12 protein-coding genes and 5 pseudogenes are annotated in these 18,741 nt (G+C 65.1%); 13 read left to right on the forward strand and 4 right to left on the reverse strand.

Annotated features, from left to right (window positions below):
* Positions 1-92: 92 nt before the first annotated feature.
* The 11 genes and pseudogenes from lgt (at position 93) to HF327_RS17240 (ending at position 12,883) form a co-directional block, all read left to right on the forward strand.
* Positions 93-926: a prolipoprotein diacylglyceryl transferase gene (gene lgt / locus HF327_RS17190; RefSeq protein WP_198461575.1), complete on the forward strand. Its 834-nt coding sequence runs from the start codon at positions 93-95 to the stop codon at positions 924-926.
* Positions 927-1,090: 164 nt separating this feature from the next.
* A complete protein-coding gene (locus tag HF327_RS17195) occupies positions 1,091-2,506 on the forward strand; it encodes a malonyl-CoA decarboxylase (protein ID WP_198461560.1) in 1,416 nt (471 codons plus the stop codon).
* Between the two features lie 101 nt (positions 2,507-2,607).
* Positions 2,608-2,811, forward strand: a pseudogene (locus HF327_RS17200) (tripartite tricarboxylate transporter substrate binding protein); the annotation flags it as partial.
* 403 nt (positions 2,812-3,214) lie between these two features.
* Positions 3,215-4,684: pseudogene (locus tag HF327_RS17205) on the forward strand (transposase); the annotation flags it as partial.
* A 491-nt stretch (positions 4,685-5,175) separates the two neighbouring features.
* Positions 5,176-5,616, forward strand: coding sequence for a type IV pilin protein (locus HF327_RS22160; RefSeq protein ID WP_281421567.1), 441 nt, complete (start codon positions 5,176-5,178; stop codon positions 5,614-5,616).
* Positions 5,613-6,140 carry a pilus assembly FimT family protein gene (locus HF327_RS17215; RefSeq protein ID WP_198461562.1) on the forward strand — a complete coding sequence of 176 codons (528 nt, stop codon included), beginning with the start codon at positions 5,613-5,615 and terminating at the stop codon, positions 6,138-6,140. Before HF327_RS22160 ends, HF327_RS17215 begins: the two co-directional genes overlap by 4 nt.
* A complete protein-coding gene (locus HF327_RS17220; protein ID WP_198461563.1) occupies positions 6,137-6,646 on the forward strand; it encodes a type IV pilus modification PilV family protein in 510 nt (169 codons plus the stop codon). The genes HF327_RS17215 and HF327_RS17220 overlap by 4 nt, the downstream gene beginning before the upstream one ends.
* A gap of 1 nt (position 6,647) precedes the next feature.
* Positions 6,648-7,946, forward strand: coding sequence for a PilW family protein (locus tag HF327_RS17225; protein ID WP_198461564.1), 1,299 nt, complete (start codon positions 6,648-6,650; stop codon positions 7,944-7,946).
* Positions 7,947-8,017: 71 nt separating this feature from the next.
* On the forward strand, positions 8,018-8,566 hold the full coding sequence (locus HF327_RS17230) for a hypothetical protein (protein ID WP_198461565.1): 549 nt from the start codon (positions 8,018-8,020) through the stop codon (positions 8,564-8,566).
* 8 nt (positions 8,567-8,574) lie between these two features.
* Positions 8,575-12,033: a pilus assembly protein gene (locus HF327_RS17235; RefSeq protein WP_198461566.1), complete on the forward strand. Its 3,459-nt coding sequence runs from the start codon at positions 8,575-8,577 to the stop codon at positions 12,031-12,033.
* A 184-nt stretch (positions 12,034-12,217) separates the two neighbouring features.
* Positions 12,218-12,883 carry a DUF7691 family protein gene (locus HF327_RS17240; RefSeq protein WP_198461567.1) on the forward strand — a complete coding sequence of 222 codons (666 nt, stop codon included), beginning with the start codon at positions 12,218-12,220 and terminating at the stop codon, positions 12,881-12,883.
* A gap of 19 nt (positions 12,884-12,902) precedes the next feature.
* On the opposite strand, the gene HF327_RS17245 is transcribed toward HF327_RS17240, so the two are convergent.
* Complete coding sequence (locus HF327_RS17245) at positions 12,903-14,054, reverse strand: anhydro-N-acetylmuramic acid kinase (protein ID WP_198461568.1); 1,152 nt, start codon at positions 14,052-14,054, stop codon at positions 12,903-12,905.
* Between the two features lie 212 nt (positions 14,055-14,266).
* Here HF327_RS17245 and HF327_RS17250 point away from each other — a divergent pair.
* Both HF327_RS17250 and HF327_RS17255 read left to right on the forward strand, forming a co-directional pair.
* A pseudogene (locus HF327_RS17250) lies at positions 14,267-15,592 on the forward strand (transposase); the annotation flags it as partial.
* A 186-nt stretch (positions 15,593-15,778) separates the two neighbouring features.
* Positions 15,779-16,297: pseudogene (locus HF327_RS17255) on the forward strand (kinase/pyrophosphorylase); the annotation flags it as partial.
* Positions 16,298-16,399: 102 nt separating this feature from the next.
* Here the strand turns inward: HF327_RS17255 and HF327_RS17260 are convergent.
* From HF327_RS17260 to HF327_RS22165, 3 genes and pseudogenes are all read right to left on the reverse strand, one after another.
* Complete coding sequence (locus HF327_RS17260; protein WP_194774128.1) at positions 16,400-17,485, reverse strand: ABC transporter permease; 1,086 nt, start codon at positions 17,483-17,485, stop codon at positions 16,400-16,402.
* A gap of 48 nt (positions 17,486-17,533) precedes the next feature.
* On the reverse strand, positions 17,534-18,619 hold the full coding sequence (locus tag HF327_RS17265; protein WP_407927050.1) for an ABC transporter permease: 1,086 nt from the start codon (positions 18,617-18,619) through the stop codon (positions 17,534-17,536).
* Positions 18,616-18,741, reverse strand: a pseudogene (locus tag HF327_RS22165) (HlyD family secretion protein); the annotation flags it as partial. The pseudogene HF327_RS22165 and the gene HF327_RS17265, both read right to left, overlap by 4 nt.

Here is an 18,741-nt window from a genome sequence, read left to right on the forward strand (position 1 = left end):
TAAAGGCTGATATTGCTTCAAACTGCTTCTGCGGGGCTATCCGCCTGAGCGGTTTCGCCGAAAAGTCACCAGCCTGCGGCACAATGCCTGTCATGCTGATGTATCCGCAAATCGATCCCGTTGCCTTGCAAGTTGGTCCACTGGCCGTGCACTGGTATGGCCTGACTTATCTGATGGCGTTTGGCCTGTTCCTGTTTCTCGGAACAAGACGCTTGCTCCATCCGCCGTTCAAATACATGACTGGTGATAGAGCCTGGTCGCGCAGAGATGTGGAAGACATCCTCTTCCTTGGCGTGGTGGGCGTGGTGGTTGGTGGGCGTATTGGCTACTGCCTGTTCTACAAGCCCGGCTACTACCTCTCGCACCCCCTGGAGATTTTTGCGGTCTGGCAAGGCGGCATGGCCTTTCACGGCGGGCTTCTGGGTGTGATCGTCGCCATGATCTGGTTTGCCCGCTCGCGCAAGCGCAACTGGTTGGAAGTGGCAGATTTTGTCGCACCCTGCGTACCCACCGGGCTGGCTGCAGGCCGAATTGGCAACTTTATCAACGGCGAACTCTGGGGCCGTTTTGCCAGCGCAGACTTGCCCTGGGCCATGGTGTTTCCGCAAAGCGGTTCCACCCTGCCGCGTCACCCGTCGCAGATTTATCAGTTCCTGATGGAAGGCCTGCTGCTGTTCATCATCCTCTGGCTGTATGCCCGCAAGGAGCACAAGCCCGGTCAGGTGGCGGCCGTCTTCCTCGTGGGCTATGGCGCCTTCCGCTTTATTGCCGAGTACTTCCGCCAGCCCGATGATTTTCTGGGCATTCTGTCGCTGGGCATGAGCATGGGCCAGTGGCTGTGCATCCCCATGATTGCGGCCGGTATTTTCATGTGGGCCGTGTGCGGTAAGCGCCCTGCATACGATGTGCAGCGCACCGCTGCCTGAACACGCTTCTGAGCATTTCTCACCCAACGCAGACTTCGGTCTGCGTTTTTTATTCAGGCACTGATTCGCATAAAACTTTGCTCATAATGCTGGAAAGCGTTACTGCGTCAGCGGTACTTGCTTCGTGAATGAGAGCGGCAAGGTGCAAGAACAAGGAGAGCCATATGGGTTGGGCAGCAGACTGGATTGAGCAAACCAAACTATGGGTGCGCGGTGCTGAAGGCGAGAAGGGTGATGCCCTGCACCGCCCGCTGGCGCAGCGGCTGGAAGCCACCTTGCGGCGCGGGCAGGAATCGCTGTCGCCGCGTGAGCTGCGCCGCTTGCTGCAAGACATGCAGCAGGTGGCCGATGCCTCGCTCAGCGATGTGGAGGGCGGTCGTTACGCTCAGGTGCTGATGGACTGGTACGCCAAAGCCGAGCTGCCAGCGCGCAAGGACTTCTGGCTGCTGGCCATTGAAAAATTCGGCCCCGATGCCAAGGCCTTGCAGGCCGCGCGTGATCGTTATGACAAGGCCACCAGCGATGTCGAGCGCAGCGAAGCCGAAATGGCTCTGCGCCGTGCGCTGATCTCATCGCGCACGCGGCTGCTGCAGCGCTTTGCTCAGCCGCAAGGGGGAATGCGTTTTCTCGTCAATATGCGTGCCGATCTGCTGGCCTTGCCCAAAGCCGAACAGCGTTATGTGGCGCTGGATGCGGAGCTGGAGCATCTGTTCTCCAGCTGGTTCGATGTGGCGCTGCTGGAGCTCAAAAGCATTAACTGGGACTCGCCCGCATCGCTGCTGGAAAAGCTGATTCAGTACGAGGCGGTGCACGATATTCGCAGCTGGGCCGATCTGAAGAACCGTCTGGACAGCGACCGTCGCTGCTACGGCTTTTTCCACCCGCGCATGCCCAATGTGCCGCTGATCTTTGTGGAGGTGGCGCTGCTGGACAAGATGGCGGGCAGCATGGCGCCGCTGCTGGATGAGTCGGCGGCTGCCGCCGACCTCTCCAAAGCGAACACCGCTATTTTTTATTCCATTAGCAACACGCAGACCGGTCTGAAGGGCGTGAGTTTTGGCGACTCGCTTATCAAGCATGTGGTGGAGACACTGACGCAGGAATTCCCAAAGCTCAAGCAATTCGCCACGCTGTCGCCCATTCCGGGTCTGCGCAGCTGGCTGGTCAAGAATGGCGATGCTGTGCTGGCTGGGCTGGACGACAAGCAAAAGGCAGCGCTGGAAAAGGTCGCCGGCGGAGTGAGTGCTGCGCAATTGCTGAGCGCGCTGGATGATCCGGGATCGCTGCCTGAAAAGTCGGTGGTGCGTGGGGCCGCCATGTTTTGCGCAGCCCGCTATCTGGGGCGGGAAACTGCCAAGGGTCGCCCGCTCGATGCCGTGGCACGCTTTCACCTGGGCAACGGTGCACGAGTGGAGCGTCTGAACTGGGCGGCAGATCTGTCGACCAAAGGCCTCAAGCAATCCATGGGGCTGATGGTCAACTACCTCTATGACCTCAAGCGCCTGGACAAGCACCGTAGCCTGCTGGCGCAGGGCAAGATTCCCGTTTCCTCGGAGATTGAATCGCTGTGCAAGGGATGAGCGCATAGCGTTTGTTGTGCCTGCCTTTGCCGTCCTGCGTCGCCTAACCACAAGCCCGGCTGCCGCTTTGCTGCCGACCGGGCACGCCAAGGAGACAGAGCATGCAGGACTTTTCGACAAAGAGCTTGGGTTTGCAGCGCCGCACGCTGCTTCAATCGGCAGGGGCGCTGGCTGCAGCCAGTGCGGCGGGCTGGGTAAGTCTTGCTTACGCCGCTGACTGGCCCGCCAGACCGGTGAACCTGATCGTGCCGTTTCCGGCTGGTGGCGGAACTGACACTTTTGCCAGGCCTTTTTCGGCCCAGTTTGGGGTCGATTCAGAAAACGGAATTTAAAGCACGCTAAGGAATGCTCGATCCAGCAACGGCGCGGCTTTGCGTGTGGCGTCTGCCGCTGGAAGCGGCGTTTCGGCTGTTCTCGAAACTCGGCAGTCTCGGCGGCTCGATTCGAGAGCGGTTTTCGAGAACGGGACGGACAAGGCCAGCACTGGCGCGGCCCGCATTCTCACGGTGGCTTCTTGAAAATGATCGTTTGCGAGAGCGGTGGCCATGCCAATGGCTTAACGTACTTTATTTTCCGTTTTCTTAGACGTCCCCAACATCGCCCCCTGGAAGTCTTGGTTGCCTCTCATCGTCCTCGTCCGCGTCGTTCGCCGATCGTTTCAGATCATACTGGCCGAGGCCAGCGTCGACGGGGGATTTTTTCAACGGCCTGCTAGAGTTGGTCAGCGCGGGTCAGTTCGACGGCCAGGGCGACCACCACACCCCCAAGCCCTTCGTGCGCAAAGCGTTTGCCAAGTATCTTGAGTGCGGCATCTTTGCCCATGGCTTTGCCCGCGCTCGCTGCGGCGACTGTGGGCACGACTACTTTGTAGCCTTCTCCTGCAAAGGCCGGGGAGTCTGCCCCTCGTGCACCACCCGGCGCATGGTGGAGACAGCAGCGCACCTGAACGATCACGTATTCCCCCGCCTGCCGGTGCGCCAGTGGGTGCTCTCCGTGCCCAAGAGGTTGCGGTACTTCATGCAACGCGACGGAGCGGTGCTGAGCATGGTGCTGCGCATCTTTCTGCGGGTGATCGCACAAACTCTGCAGACCCACAGCCCCGGTGCGGCCCATATGGACAAGGCAGGCCTGCACATCGGTGCCATCGCCTTCATTCACCGATTCGGCTCCAGCCTCAATGAACACGTCCACTTCCACGTTTGTGTGGTGGACGGGGTGTTTGAGGAAGTGGAGGGCGAGGGCGATGCTGATGCGACCCCTCGAATCTCATCGCCGGGTGTCATCTTTCACGCGGCCACCGGCATCGATGCGGCTACCGTGGCCCCAGTGCAGACCACACTGCAAAAACGTATCCTGCGCGCCTTTGTGGGCCGTGGGCTGCTGGAGAACTTCGAGGCAAAAGAGATGCTGGGGTACAAACACAGCGGTTTCTCGGTGGATGCCGGGGTGTGCATTGAATCCCACGACCGTCCAGGCCTTGAGCGGCTCTTGCGCTATTGCGCCCGCCCACCCTTTGCGATGGACAGGCTGCGCAAAGAGGGAAGCAAACTGGTGTACCGCTGCGGCAAGCAGCGCAGCGAACCCACCAGCGACAAGCGCGGTGCCAAGGTTGATGAGCTGCACCTCACACCGCTGGAGCTGATCGACCGCATTGCCGCGCTGGTTCCCCCGCCACGCACCCACCGGCACCGCTATTTTGGCGTGTTGGCACCCAACTCGCCGCTCAGGGCTGCGGTGACGGCGCTGGCGACACCGGCGCAAGCCGCTCCCGTGCTGGGCGCGTCGATCAGCACGGGGGAGTGCGCGCCTGGTGTGGTACCGATGAGCAGCGCGCTGCCATCCCAGAGCGAGCCGGTGCTGCCCAAGCGTGCAGCGCACTACCTGTGGGCGGTGCTGATCGCCCGCATCTACGAGGTGTTCCCCCTCTTGTGTCCGCTGTGTGGCGGGCATATGCGCATCATCGCGTTCATTACGCACAGCGCTGACATCCGGCACATCCTGGACCACATCGGGGCAGATTCAGAGCCACCCCGCATCTCCCCGGCACGCGGGCCACCGCTGTGGGATGACTGTAGTGATGCGCAGATGGATGACGGGGCGCAAACCGAGCCAGCAGACTGGGACCTGGCGGCGCAACCGGCACCGGACTTTGAGGTCGATCAGCGCATCAGTTGGTGAATGAACAAAGCGGCGATTTTGACTTGCCGCGAACTGGCTCTGCGCCCGGTACACGCCGAGCGCCGCAAATCACTCTCCTGAACGCCAAACCCTGGTGGTGAACCTGACACCTGGGCGGGAAAATCGAGTGTCTCAGCCGGCTTGATGGCGCTTCCGCGGTGCGATACTTGGCCTCATGTGGTTAAAACGCCTATCCGTTTGCTTCTTTTTGTTAGCTTTCTGGTGGAAGCTCATACAATGGGAAATTGAAATTTCGTCCTCGACATTCTTTAACATTTGTCGTGGTGGTGATCGAAGCTGTTGCATTTAGATTCACTGGGCTGAATTTGAATGCTCAAAACAATATGAGACGCACAACACCCGGGGAATTGACAGCGCACAGCGCACAGCGCACAGCGCACAGCGCACAGCGCACAGCGCACAGCATAAAGAACCCAAGGTCTAGAACCTGCCTTTGGGGGCGTTACGCTCCCGGAACCTCCCGCTCAGCGCTGGCGGGCGGTTTCACGCTGATCGAGCTCATGATCGTGGTGGCCATCATCGGCATTCTGGCCGCTGTGGCCCTGCCGTCCTACAGCCGCTACGTGACACGCGCCAAGCTGCCGGAGGCGTTTTCGCTGCTCTCTGGAATGGGGCTTTCCGCGCAGCAGTACTTTCAGGACAACCGCAGCTATGTGGGCGCTGGCGGCATCGGGGGCTGCCCGCCGGGCGTGGGCCTGGCTAACGGCTCCAGCAAGAATTTCAATTTTTCCTGCACGAACGTCACGGCCACCACCATCACGATGCAGGCCTCCGGCATCTCGGCGGACCTGAGCACCATCACCTTCACGCTGAACCAGAACGGCGTTCGCGCCACCACGAGCGTACCCAGCGGATGGACAGCGAACAGCGGCGCCTGCTGGGTGCGTGAGCAGGGCGGGAGCTGCTCATGAACGCCGCGCGCCCTGGCCAGGTTGCGATGCAGCGCGGCTTCACGCTGGTGGAGCTGATGGTCACGCTCACGATTTTGGTGATGCTGCTGATGATCGCCGTGCCTGCGGTGCTGCGTGCGATCCAGAACGCGCGTACATCGACGCTCGTGCATCGCCTGCCGCAGGACGTGGCCTGGGCGCGTAATCAATCGGCCACCACGCCGGCGCTGTATCGCATCACGCTTGGAAGTGGCTGCCAATGGAAGATTGAGCTTGCCGATCTGTCGGGCGCCACACCTTCGTGGACGACGAATGCGCAAACCCAGGCCCGCTCCATCACGACGACAGAGGCCGCCAGCGCCTATCCCGGCGCAAGCTGCGCGCTCAGCGGGGCTTCATCGCAAACCATTGACTTCGACAGCCGAGGCCAGATTTCCAATGGCACGGCGCCCCAGGTCACCATTACCAGCGCCAACGGGCAAACCTGGGTCATGCAGGTGCTGCTGTCGGGTTTCGTGCTGCTCAACGCCAAGACAAGCTCATGATGAATTCGCACATCCCCGCGCAAACAGCGCCCGGCGCTCGCCATGAGGGCGGAATGACGCTCATCAGCGTGCTGGTTGCCCTGCTAATTTTCGCCTTCAGCCTGCTGGCGCTGGCGGGTTTGTATACCCGGCTGGTTTCGGCCCAACTCGGCAATGAGTTGACAACCAGCACACAGACCATCGGCAACCGCTTCTGGGCGCTGCTGCAGGCCCAGCCCGCGATGCTGGGAGCCATAGGCTCGAGCGCGACCTATACGTCGGCCAATGTCACCAGCGCGCCCGCCGTGCTGCAGCCCTTGTTGCGCGATGTTTTCAGCAGCCAATACGTGAACCTGCCCGGTGCCAGTGTCACTATCGCCACGGGCAATGATGCTCTGGGCACTGCCTGCAATACGGCCACGCCCAGCACCACGATTTGTGGGGTGACGCTGAGCCTGACTTGGACCGCGCCTGGCGGTGGCCCTGCCCGTCGTCAGGTGTTTGCATTCCAGGTCGGGGGGTTTTGAGATGCCGCCGCTGTACCGCCGCCAAGCCGGCTTCACCCTCGTCGAGTTGTTCGTTGCAGTCCTGATCGGTCTGCTGCTGACGCTGGCCGTGATGGTCATCCAGGGGCAGTTGACGCGCACCAACATGCAACTGTCCGATGCCGGCCAACGCAACGATCAGGCGCGGTCGGCCATCGACACGCTCCAGCGAGACTTGAGCAACGCGCTGTACATGGTCAACGGCACGTCGCCACTGTGCGCCGCTACCGTCCAGTACACAGGCTCGACCGGCACGCCGGTCATTTCCGTCAGCGCCGTGGAGGCTTTGCCGCAACCCCGTGCCCTGCCTTCGAGCACAACCGTGGTAGATGCGCTGATGAAGCCCGACGCCTATGTGACGGCCTCCTTGAGCAGCGCCAACGTCAGCCACATGCTCACCATCAACATGGTGCCGACCGCGCTGCGGGCGCCGCCGGCAGCTGGTGTGCAGAGCGCACCCTACAAGGTCGTGCACAACCGGGTGCAGACGGCTCCCGGCGGTCAGCAGGCCGTGGCCAATGGCGTGTTGCCGTTGAGCAACATCGACGGCATGGCCGCGGGCGATGCCGTCACGCTGATGGTGCCCATGTCCGGCGGCCCTTTGAGCGGCCTGGCCTGCCTGCGCTTTTCGGCGGCCAGCCCGACCGCCGTCTCGCCCACCTTTCCCGCCTACATCACGATGCCGTCGCCGGGCAAGTTCGGCGACTTTACCCAGCCGCTGCGCGATGCCGGCCTGCTTGGCAGCACGCAGGTGCTGACCGACAGCCAATTGGTCGCCGCCAAGCTCAAGAACGAAGGCCCGCCCGCCGCGGGCGCTGCTGCACAGCTCATCACCTATTACGTAGCCACCATCTCCAACGGCGCTTCGGGCACGGTACCGGTGCTGGCCAGGGCCGTCATCAACGCAGACGGTACGTTGGACGCGCAGCCCGCGCCGGTTGCCGTCGGCGTCGTCGGGCTACAGGCGCTGTTCGGCGTGGACGGCGTCAGCAACGCCACTGCGGCCACCGGCGGCATCACTAACTACCGCACCTGGAGCCAGGTGGTGAGCGCCCAGATCGCGGGGCGAGTGCGCTCCGTGCTCTATGCGGTTGTCACCCGTACCTTGCAGACCGATGCTCGCAACCCCGTGGTGAACGCCGTGCCCATACCCAGCCCGAATCTCGGCACGGGAGACCCGACATTCACGCCGTTCTATCCGCGAACCACGGACGAGCAACGCGACCGCTACACGGTTCACGTCGCCGAAGTCGCGCTGCGCAATCAAATCTGGGGGAATTGATGACACACGGAAGATCGGGTACACGCCAGTGCCTGGCGCAGCGCCCAGGGCACGGGCGTCAGCGGGGCGATGTGCTGCTGTTCGTGCTGTTCAGCGTGCTCGTGCTTTTGCTGGCAGGGCTTTACACCATGCGCGGCCTGATCGGGGATACGGTGATCGCCGGCAACGCAGCCCAGCGGCAGAAGAACGTGCAAATGGGGGACGCCGCGCTGGCCCAGGCCATGAAGGTCATTACCGACACGCTGGACGGCACCGATGGCAGCGTCGCCCTGCAGATCGCGGCCCATGGCGCAAGCTGGTTGTACATCCCGTCCGGCACGGCGGCTTGGGAGGCGCCGGGCACCGGGGGCAATCTTGGCTTCTGGGCGCAGTGCGCTGCAGCAAGCGCTGCCGTGCCGTGTCCCGATATTTCGACGCTGCCCAGCATGTCCGCACTGCCCGCCGGCTATACCGCGCGGATGGTAGTCGTGCCCACCAATCTGCCCACCGACTCCCAGGCTTGCGGTACCACCGGCTACGTCGCCATCTACTACAACGTCTTCGTGAATGTGCGCGAGGCCAATGGCGTCACCTCGGCCAATGTCGAAGACGTATTCAAGCAATGTGTCCGTGATTTTTGAAGCATGCCATGTACTTTCAAAAGGTCTTCGCCATGAATCCATCCCCGCACAAGCCGCGCACAACGGCCAGCGCCTGCGCATCCGCCCTGTTTCTTGCCACGATGGTGTTGCATGTACCCGTCGCGGATGCCGCCGCCGTTTCGGCCAGGCCGCAGATCGTCTTCGCCCTGGGCAATTCGGAGTCCTTGGACGGTACGCTTTCCGGCGCCATCATGACGGGCTCGGGCATGCTCGACAGCGATACCAGCCTCAAGTCCCTGTCCGCCTCCTCCTCGCCGGTCAACTATGCCGTGCCGGCCGGCTTCGTGCCGCCAAAGCAAGCTGCCGTTGCGGGCCAGGCGCCTTATACGGTCAAGGTCGGCGGCACGTGGTATGACAACGGTGCCAGCCGTCTGAACGTCGCCAAGGCGGGGATTGCTGACACGCTGAACAAATACCTGCCCACCATGGATTTTTCACTGGTCACCTATCAGACCAGCGGGAGCAGCCTGTACACCACCTGGGCTTACCACATGTCGCCTGTGGGCGGCTTCAAGTTCACCAACACCCAGGTGCCGCCCCTGCGCTACGTCGCCAATCCGTGCTACACCGGCACTTCTACGTCGGCGGGGCTGTCCGCCACCGTGGCCAGCAATTGCACTGCCTTCGCGAGTCTGTACAACGCGGCGGCAGCGCCCGGTGGAATCTATGCCAACAGGTACATTCAAGTTTCCTCCAGCGCCGACGATGCCAGCGTCAATGACGTGCTGTATGCCAGCAACCTCAGTGCCCTGTGGGTGAGCTATGGCACCGTGAAAACCGGAAACGGCATCACCGTCACTCCGCCCAACACCAATACGCCCTACACGGCCTATGGCCTGGGCAACTACAACAACGGGGGTGTGCTCGTGAGCTACAGCAACTCGTTGCCCAGTGGCATCGGCGGCACCAGCCCCACGAACGCGGGCTACGTGCCCTTTTCGTCGCAGGTGATGTATGTGCAGCGCGGTTTTGGCTATGGCGGCAGCCAGTCGGCCACGACAGGCACGACAGCCGTGGCCATGACCGGCCTGAGCGCCAACCCGACGACGGCGCAAATCACTACGGCCTACAACCAATTCAAGCCCTTGCTGGAGCCTGAGACCAATGTCCTGGCCACTGGTGAAATCAAGGCCATTGCCGGCCAGGCGGCCACGGCGGGCCTGATGGTGGGGGCGGGCAATGCCCTGGCGGGCCTGCCGGCAACCTGTGCCGGGCAGTACGTCATTTTGCTGACCGACGGCCTGCCCACCATGAGCCTGGACAGCAAAGCCTGGCCGCCGCTGGGCAGCGAGTCGGGCTCCGGCTATGGCGTCTACGCCACCTTCGCGGGCATGCCTGCCAACGCCAGCTACGGCCTGCGGGACGGCTCCAGCTCGACATTGCCTGCCGGCAGCTTTGTGCCGGGCGGCAGCAACAATCAGGCGCTGATCGACACCATCGCCAAAATCACCGACCTCCACACCAGGGGCATCAAGACCTATGTGGTCGGCCTCGGCGCTGGCGTGGACGCGACCCAGAATCCGGCAGCCAACGCAACGCTCAACGCCATGGCCATTGCCGGCGGCACCGCCCAGCAATATCCGGCCAGCGACATTCCTTCATTCCAGGCCGCGCTGGCCGCCATTGCCCAGCAGATCTACACCAGCGTTCAGGTATCCGCGCCAGTCGCTCCCGGCTCGGTGAGTTCGGGCAGCAAGGTCTACATCGCCACCAGCAAGAACCAGTCGGGAGGCATCGGCGGCCACATCGACGCCTACACGAGCGATGCCTCGGGCCAGGCCACCGGCTCCTCGCTGTGGGACGCAGGCAGCCCCTCCCTGATGAGTGCTGCCGTGCGCAGGGACAATCTCTGGTCAACCCAATCCACGCCGGCCAGTGCCCCCGCCGGCTCCGGAGCGCTGGCCAAGCTGGCCGACATGGGTACGGCCACCAGCGCCGACTATGACGCAGCAGCCTTCGCCTGGACCGCCAGTACCTGTGTGCCAACTCTCCGGCATCTGCTGGCCTACACCTTCAACCCCACCTATGGCACCCTGGGGGACACGGGCAGTGGCGGCATGAGCTTTCCCACCGCCATTGGCGGCTGCTCCTATCTGGCGGGGCGTGAGCCGAACTGGATGATGGGTTCCATGAGTCCCAATAACGATGTCCACTATCTGGGCGCGCCCGGCAGCGCCTCGCTGCTGAGCCTGCCCGGCTATACCGCCTTCGCGGCCAACAACAAGGGGCGCGCCGGCGTGGTGCTGGCCACCAGCAACGACGGCATTCTCTACGGCCTCGACGCCAGCACGGGCGACATGGACTGGGGCTGGATGCCGCGCCCGTTCGTCTCGCAGTTGAGCCAATACACAACGCTCATCTCCAAGCAATTGTTTGATGGCGGATTCCGCGTGGTCGATGCCGTGGACACGCCGCTGGCCACGGCCACGGCCAGCAATTGGGCCAGCTACGTGGTGGGCACGGCCCAGGGCGGCGCGTACCACTATGCGCTCAAGCTCAGCAGCAATGCCAGCGGCTCTGCCACCACGCCGCCGCGCCCGGCGGAGCAAGCCTGGGGCATCAGCATCCCCGGCGGCTCCTCACCGCAGATGCAAGAGCCGCTGGTGGTCAACATCGGCACGCAGCAGTACGCGCTGTTCGTGGTCAATACGACGTCCGGCACCACCACTACCAGCTCGCTGTACGAGGTCAACGTGGCCACGGGCAAGCCCATGCCTTCGGCCACGCTGTCGGCTTCGCTGCCCTTCGTCGCCAACAGCGCCATGAGCTTCGACGCCATGACCGGCACGCTATGGCTGGGCGACGCTGCCGGTGGCGTCTGGTCGCTCAACATCAGCGGCATGCCGACGCTGGATACTGCCACTGCCCTGAAACTTGGCACCACCAGCCCGGCCCAGCCCGTGAATTACGTCGGTTACGGCGAATCGGGCGGCCTGCCCTACATCTGGGCGGCCACGAGCGACAAGATCACCATGTTCGCGCAGACGGGCGGCACCAGTTCTGCCGCCTGGGCAAGCAAAGGCGGCGCCTCTCCCCAGGGCTATCGCAACGGCAGCGCCGTTGCCAGCACCGTGGTCAGGCCGTTGCAACTCAATGGCCTGGTATCGGCAGCGCCGGTACTCGCCAATGGAGTGCTGGTCGTGCCGGTCTTCGTGCCGCCGCCGGCTAATACCTGCGGTGTGGGAACTGGCTACTACCAACTCTTTGACCTGGCTTCTGGCTCGGATCCCAAGATCCCCGTGACCTATAAGGGACTCATCGTCAGCAATGGCCTGATTTCCCTGGGTGCAGGCTCGCCGCTGACGCCGAGCTTGCACGGCTCCAAAAACGGCATCATCGGCCTGCCCGGAACCAATGCCCCGGCAGCCCCGGGCGCATCCCAGTTGGGCCCCATCAACTTTGGCGGAAAACCGCTGTCCCGCGCCGTGCTTTGGCGGCAGCGGTAGTACCAGCATTGGCGGCGAATGCTGCTGAATTCATAGCTGCTTGAGCCTGATTAAAGCCAAATTCAGATAGAAAATAATCTGAAATTGGCTTTAATCAGGCTCAAGCAGCTACTTTTTTTGATGAACCCGCCCGCTAGCCCGTCCGATATGATGTTGCTCGTCACAACGCATGGAGGTCGTCGCCATGGGCTACTACACCTTTGCCGTAGGCGTGAGGATCAAGGAGCTGCAGGCCGCGATCGGCAGCAATGACCAGCGGCTGCTGGAGCGCGTGCGCCTGGGCGAGTATTTTTCAAACTACGAGGACGTGGTCACCGACGACGGCAAGTTCACCCTGGACAAGGCCCTGCAGGAGTTGATCGCGGGGCGCATCAGCCGGCCCGACGCGGGCTTCGTCTACGGCTATGCGCTGATCTGCCTGAGCCATGCGCTGGGGTACGAACTGCCCGAGGGCAGCGATTTCAAGATGTACGTCGAGACCGAGTTCATCGACGCGCTGCTGCGCGGAGAGTTCGGCCTGGATGACTTCGACATCACGGATCAGCTGTTCCCCGACGCATGCGAATGGAGCGAGGTGATTCCGCAGTTGCCCGAGGTCGAGGACTGGCCCAGCGGCGTCTACCTGCCGCTCGAGTACCTGAGGACGCTGCAGCAGCGGCTGGCCGGCGTGCAGATCACCAACGACCAGATCGCGGCATGGGAAAACGGGGAAGGCACCGAAGACGACGATGAGGACGGTGGAGAACTTGGCGAGGAGAAGGCCTGCGCGGCCGAGCATGTGCGCAATCTGCAGGCCAATCTCGCGTTCTGCATAGAGCACGAGCTGGACATGGCCTGGTTCTGCCACTGATTGCCGCCAGGACGGATTTTCAGGCCGGGTAGATCGCTCCCAGGATGCGCGGCCCGTGCGCGCCGGTGACGCTGGCCAGGTTGCCCGGCAGCCCAAGCAGGCACTGGCGCGCCAGCCAGGCAAAGGCCGCCGCCTCCACCTGTTGCGGCGGCAGGCCGCGCCCGGCGGTGGTGGTGACGGCGATGCCGGGCAGCAGCGCGCCCAGGCGGTCGAGCAGGTGTCCGTTCAGGGCGCCGCCGCCGCAAACCAGCAGCTCCTGCGCCGCGCCACCGAAGGCGCGTGCGGCATTGGCGCAGGCTGCGGCGGTGAATTCGGCCAGGGTTGCCTGCACGTCCTCGCGCCGCGCACCGGCAAAGCTCTGCAGATGCGCATCCAGCCAGGCGCGATGGAACAGGTCGCGGCCGGTGCTCTTGGGCGGCGGCTGGCGCAGAAAGGGCTCGTCCAGCAGCGCGGCCAGCAGGGCCGGCAGTACCCGGCCCGAGGCGGCCCAGCGCCCGTTCTCGTCGAAATCCAGGCCCAGGTGCTGCTGGCACCAGCCGTCCATGAGCGCGTTGCCCGGCCCGCAGTCGAAGCCCAGCACCGAGCCATCGGCCCTCAGCACGCTGAGGTTGGCGATGCCGCCCAGGTTGAGCGCCAGCACGGTCTGGCCGCCGCGGCCGAACACGCCCTGGTGAAAGGCCGGCACCAGCGGCGCGCCCTGGCCGCCGGCGGCCACGTCGCGGCTGCGCAGGTCGGCCACGACCGTGATGCCGGTCAGCTCGGCCAGCAGTGCTGGGTTGCCCAGCTGCAGCGTATAGCCCGTGCCGTCGAATAGCTGCGGCCGGTGCCGCACGGTTTGCCCGTGGGCGCCGATGGCGGCCACCGCGGTGGCCGGCACCCGGGCCTGTGCCAGCAACTGCGCCACGACCGTGGCATAGCTGCGCGCCAGCGCATTGGCGGCCAGCGCGGCGCGGTGCAGCTCGTCGGTGCCGCCCGGGCTGTTGAGCGCCAGCAGTTCGGCGCGCAGCGGCGCATCGAAACCGCAGCTGGCATGGGCGAGTACCTGACCCGCGCCCGTGGCGTAGTCGGCGAGCACGCCATCGACGCCGTCAAGCGAGGTGCCCGACATCAGCCCGATGTACAGCGGCCGCTGCGCGGTTCCGGAAAGCACGGAGTGGGTGGCGATGGTCATGGTGGCAAAGAGGTGGGGATGAAAAAGGCTGCCGGAGCAGCCTTTTTCATGGTGTAGCGGAAGCTCAGCGCGCGCTGGCCAGGGCGAGGGACTCGCGGCCGGCGGCCAGTTCGATGCGCATCTGCGCGGCCTGCTTGTCGAATTGCTCGCGCGTGGCCTTGGTCAGCGGCTGGGCGCCTTCCACGGCCTGGGCGATGGTCAGCGGGTCGCGCCGCTGCGGCGACTGTGGGCACGACTACTTTGTAGCCTTCTCCTGCAAAGGCCGGGGAGTCTGCCCCTCGTGCACCACCCGGCGCATGGTGGAGACAGCAGCGCACCTGAACGATCACGTATTCCCCCGCCTGCCGGTGCGCCAGTGGGTGCTCTCCGTGCCCAAGAGGTTGCGGTACTTCATGCAACGCGACGGAGCGGTGCTGAGCATGGTGCTGCGCATCTTTCTGCGGGTGATCGCACAAACTCTGCAGACCCACAGCCCCGGTGCGGCCCATATGGACAAGGCAGGCCTGCACATCGGTGCCATCGCCTTCATTCACCGATTCGGCTCCAGCCTCAATGAACACGTCCACTTCCACGTTTGTGTGGTGGACGGGGTGTTTGAGGAAGTGGAGGGCGAGGGCGATGCTGATGCGACCCCTCGAATCTCATCGCCGGGTGTCATCTTTCACGCGGCCACCGGCATCGATGCGGCTACCGTGGCCCCAGTGCAGACCACACTGCAAAAACGTATCCTGCGCGCCTTTGTGGGCCGTGGGCTGCTGGAGAACTTCGAGGCAAAAGAGATGCTGGGGTACAAACACAGCGGTTTCTCGGTGGATGCCGGGGTGTGCATTGAATCCCACGACCGTCCAGGCCTTGAGCGGCTCTTGCGCTATTGCGCCCGCCCACCCTTTGCGATGGACAGGCTGCGCAAAGAGGGAAGCAAACTGGTGTACCGCTGCGGCAAGCAGCGCAGCGAACCCACCAGCGACAAGCGCGGTGCCAAGGTTGATGAGCTGCACCTCACACCGCTGGAGCTGATCGACCGCATTGCCGCGCTGGTTCCCCCGCCACGCACCCACCGGCACCGCTATTTTGGCGTGTTGGCACCCAACTCGCCGCTCAGGGCTGCGGTGACGGCGCTGGCGACACCGGCGCAAGCCGCTCCCGTGCTGGGCGCGTCGATCAGCACGGGGGAGTGCGCGCCTGGTGTGGTACCGATGAGCAGCGCGCTGCCATCCCAGAGCGAGCCGGTGCTGCCCAAGCGTGCAGCGCACTACCTGTGGGCGGTGCTGATCGCCCGCATCTACGAGGTGTTCCCCCTCTTGTGTCCGCTGTGTGGCGGGCATATGCGCATCATCGCGTTCATTACGCACAGCGCTGACATCCGGCACATCCTGGACCACATCGGGGCAGATTCAGAGCCACCCCGCATCTCCCCGGCACGCGGGCCACCGCTGTGGGAGGGCTGCGACGCGCCGGTGGATGATGGTGCGCAAGGCGAGCCGGATTGGGATCTGGCAGCTCAACCCGACGAGGTAGACCAGCGCGTCAATTGGTGACCCAGTGAAGCGGCGGTATCCATCGCTGCGGGGAAGCAGCTGCGCGCGCGCCAGGCCCAAATGCATACTGCCTCCCAAGCTCTTGCCATTGAGCGGCAAGCGAGCGCTCAACCTTCCTTGGCCGAACGTGTTTCGAGGCCCAAAACTCGTGCCATACTTGGCCTCATGCGGTTGAATTTCCTATCCGTGGGCACCAAGTCGCACCACCGCGTGGGGCGCTTCTCGGACATCAGCATGTCCAAGGAGTACAGCGACCGCATCGAGGCCATCAACTTCAGCCTGGACCACGACGACGGCCAGAGCCACCGCGACCTGACCGGCGCGGACGTGATCCTGGTCGGCGTGTCGCGCAGCGGCAAGACGCCCACCAGCCTGTACCTGGCCATGCAGCACGGGCTGAAGGTGGCCAACTACCCGCTGATCCCCGAGGACTTCGAGCGCCGCCAGCTCCCTCCCGCGCTGGTGCCGCACCGCAAGAAGATCTTCGGCCTGACCATCGACCCGCAGCGCCTGTCGCAGATCCGCAACGAGCGCCGCCCGGGCTCGAAGTACGCCGACCTGGCCAATTGCCGCTACGAGGTTTCCGAGGCCGAGGCCATGATGCGCCGCTCAGGCATACGCTGGCTCTCCTCCATCACCAAGAGCATCGAGGAGATCGCCACCACCATCCTGCAGGAGGTGCGGCCGGAGCGGCTGGCGTACTGAATGAATAGATGAGTGAGCGGGCGCGAGTGTGCAAAACGCTGAGATGCTCCTTTTTTCATAGCTTCCAGCGCTTGTCTGGCAAGCGCCAGATGCCATTTAGCTTCAAATCGTGGCGCGGCGCCCGCGCCCCAGGGCCAGCACCGCCGCCCAGCTGGCCAGCGCCAGCAGCCCCAGCCAGGCCAGGTGCGGCAGCACCGCCGCGATGGGCGCGCCCGCCTGGTTCAGCCGCAGCGATGCCTGGATGGCGGCCGTACTGGGCGACAGCCAGCGCAGCCACTGCAGCGGCTCGGGCAAGGCCTCGGCCGGCCAGGTGAAGCCTGCCAAAAAGGCCAGCGGGATGGACGTGAACAGGGCCACCTGCAGCGCCCGCTCGCGCTCGGCCAGCCACCAGCCCAGCAGGCAGGCGCAGCCGGCCACGGCCGGCGTGAACACGCCCAGCAGCGCCAGCGCGCCCAGCGGGTTGCCGCCGCGCGGGTAATCCTGCAGCACGAAGATCCAGCCGAAGTAGAACAGCCCAGCCAGCCAGCCCGGCACGCACAGCGCCAGCAGCCGCGCCAGCCAGTCGCGCGCGCCGGCGTGCGCCAGGCCCTGCTCGCGCCAAGTGCCCACCAGCAGCGCGCCGCCCATCAGCAGGGTCTGCTGCAGGATCAGCAGGGCCACGGCCGCCACCACGAAGCTGCCGTAGCCCTCGGTCGGGTTGAACAGCGCCACCGCCTGCAGGTTCACCGGCGAACGGCTGGCCGCCGCTTGCTGCGCGCTTTGCCCGCCGGCCTGCAGCCGCTTGATCTCCACCCCGGCCGACACGGTGCCGAAGGCCTCGGCAAAGCCGTACTGCACCTGCTTGGCCGCCAGCGGATAGGCGCCGTTGGCGTACACGGGCACCACCACGGCGGCGCCGCGCACCACGTCGCGCTTGAAGTCCGGGGCGATCAGCGCATAGCCCTGCACCTCGCCGCGCATCAGCGCCGCGCGCGCCAGGCCCTCGTCGGCCGTCACCAGGCGCGGATCGATGCGCGGGCTGGCCTGGGCGAAGCGCAGCATCTGCCGCGACAGGCCGGAGGCGTCCTGCACCACCAGCGCCACCGGCACGCGCTGCACCACCTGGGGCGCGTAGAACCAGGGGTAGAAGAAGCCGTACAGCACCGGCGCGCCCAGCAGCAGCAACGCCGCGCCCTTGTCGCGCAGCATGGCGGCCAGGCTGGCCAGCCACAGGGCGGCAAAGCCGGGCCGGCGCACCTAGCGCGCCCCCCAGCGCTCGGGCCGGCGCAGGCCGCGCAGCAGGCCCACCGTGGCCAGCGCCAGCAACGCCAGCGTGGCCAGCAGCAGGCCGGCCACCACGGGCAGGCTTTGCGCGGGCGGCGCGCTCATCTGCCACTGCTCGATCTGAAGCCGCGCGTAGTGGGTGTAGGGCATGGCCTCGGCCCAGGTGCGGGCCGAGCCGCTCATGGCCAGCAGCGGAAAGCCCACGCCGCTGAACGCGAAGGCCGGCGCCGACAGCAGCCCCGCGCCCGACATGGCCGTGCGCAGCGACAGCGTGAGGCCCGCCAGCGCCGCGCCCGCCGCCAGGCTGACGGCCACCAGCAGCGCCAGCCCCAGCGCGATCCAGGCCAGGGAGCCGGCCACCGCCCAGCCGCGCAGCTGCGACAGGTACAGCAGACAGGCCAGGGCGCTGGCCCACAGCAGCGCCAGGGGCGCCAGCAGCTTGCCCAGCAGCGCGGCCAGCACCGCCGCGGCCCCGCCGGCGCCGTGCAGCCACTGGCCCAGAGTGCGGTCGCGCAGCTCGCGCCCGACCGACCAGGCCCCGGCCGTCATAGCCAGGATGTGCACCAGCGCCGGCACCAAAGTGGTGGCCAGGAACTGCTCGTAATTGGTGGACACGTTGAACAGCGCCACCAGCTGCGTGCGGATGGGCTCCACGCGCAACTGCAGCGCCCGGGCCGGTGTGCCGCGCTTGGCCAGGGCCTGCATCTCCACACCCGCCGACAGAGTGCCCACCACCTGGCGCACGTCGCGCTGCAGCAGGCTGGAGTGCGTGGCCAGCTGCGCGTTGTGCAGCAGCGCGACGCTGGCACCCGCGCCGCGCTGCACGTCGCGCGCAAAGCCCGGCGTGGCCTCCAGCATGCGCACCAGCTGGCGCGACAGGGGCGAGGCGCCGTCCTCGTTCCACACGGCGATGGGCAGGCGCTGCGGCTGGCCGGCGGAGAAGATCCAGCACATCAGCGCCATGGCCAGCAGCGGTACCCAGCTGACCATGGCCCAGTCGCGCGGGCGCGAGCGCAACAGGCGCCATTCGCGCCGCAGGCTGGCCGCGAAAGGGCTCACCGCCGGTCCTCGACGATCACGCTCATGCCCGGGCGGGCGCCTTCGATGGGCGAGGCCGGGCGGGCGCGCACCTCGAAGGTGCGGGCGTCGAAGCCCTGGCTGCCGCGCGTGGCGCGCCATGT

This window comes from Comamonas suwonensis, from assembly GCF_012844455.2.
GTDB lineage: Bacteria > Pseudomonadota > Gammaproteobacteria > Burkholderiales > Burkholderiaceae_C > Comamonas > Comamonas suwonensis.

What these genes read in the sequence shown, in the direction of transcription:
- lgt (WP_198461575.1), top strand. Translation starts at nt 93, where the DNA reads ATGCTGATGTATCCGCAAATCGATCCCGTTGCCTTGCAAGTTGGTCCA.
- HF327_RS17195 (WP_198461560.1), top strand. Translation starts at nt 1,091, where the DNA reads ATGGGTTGGGCAGCAGACTGGATTGAGCAAACCAAACTATGGGTGCGC.
- HF327_RS17215 (WP_198461562.1), top strand. Translation starts at nt 5,613, where the DNA reads ATGAACGCCGCGCGCCCTGGCCAGGTTGCGATGCAGCGCGGCTTCACG.
- HF327_RS17220 (WP_198461563.1), top strand. Translation starts at nt 6,137, where the DNA reads ATGATGAATTCGCACATCCCCGCGCAAACAGCGCCCGGCGCTCGCCAT.
- HF327_RS17225 (WP_198461564.1), top strand. Translation starts at nt 6,648, where the DNA reads ATGCCGCCGCTGTACCGCCGCCAAGCCGGCTTCACCCTCGTCGAGTTG.
- HF327_RS17235 (WP_198461566.1), top strand. Translation starts at nt 8,575, where the DNA reads ATGTACTTTCAAAAGGTCTTCGCCATGAATCCATCCCCGCACAAGCCG.
- HF327_RS17240 (WP_198461567.1), top strand. Translation starts at nt 12,218, where the DNA reads ATGGGCTACTACACCTTTGCCGTAGGCGTGAGGATCAAGGAGCTGCAG.
- HF327_RS17245 (WP_198461568.1), bottom strand. Translation starts at nt 14,054, where the DNA reads ATGACCATCGCCACCCACTCCGTGCTTTCCGGAACCGCGCAGCGGCCG.
- HF327_RS17260 (WP_194774128.1), bottom strand. Translation starts at nt 17,485, where the DNA reads ATGCTGCGCGACAAGGGCGCGGCGTTGCTGCTGCTGGGCGCGCCGGTG.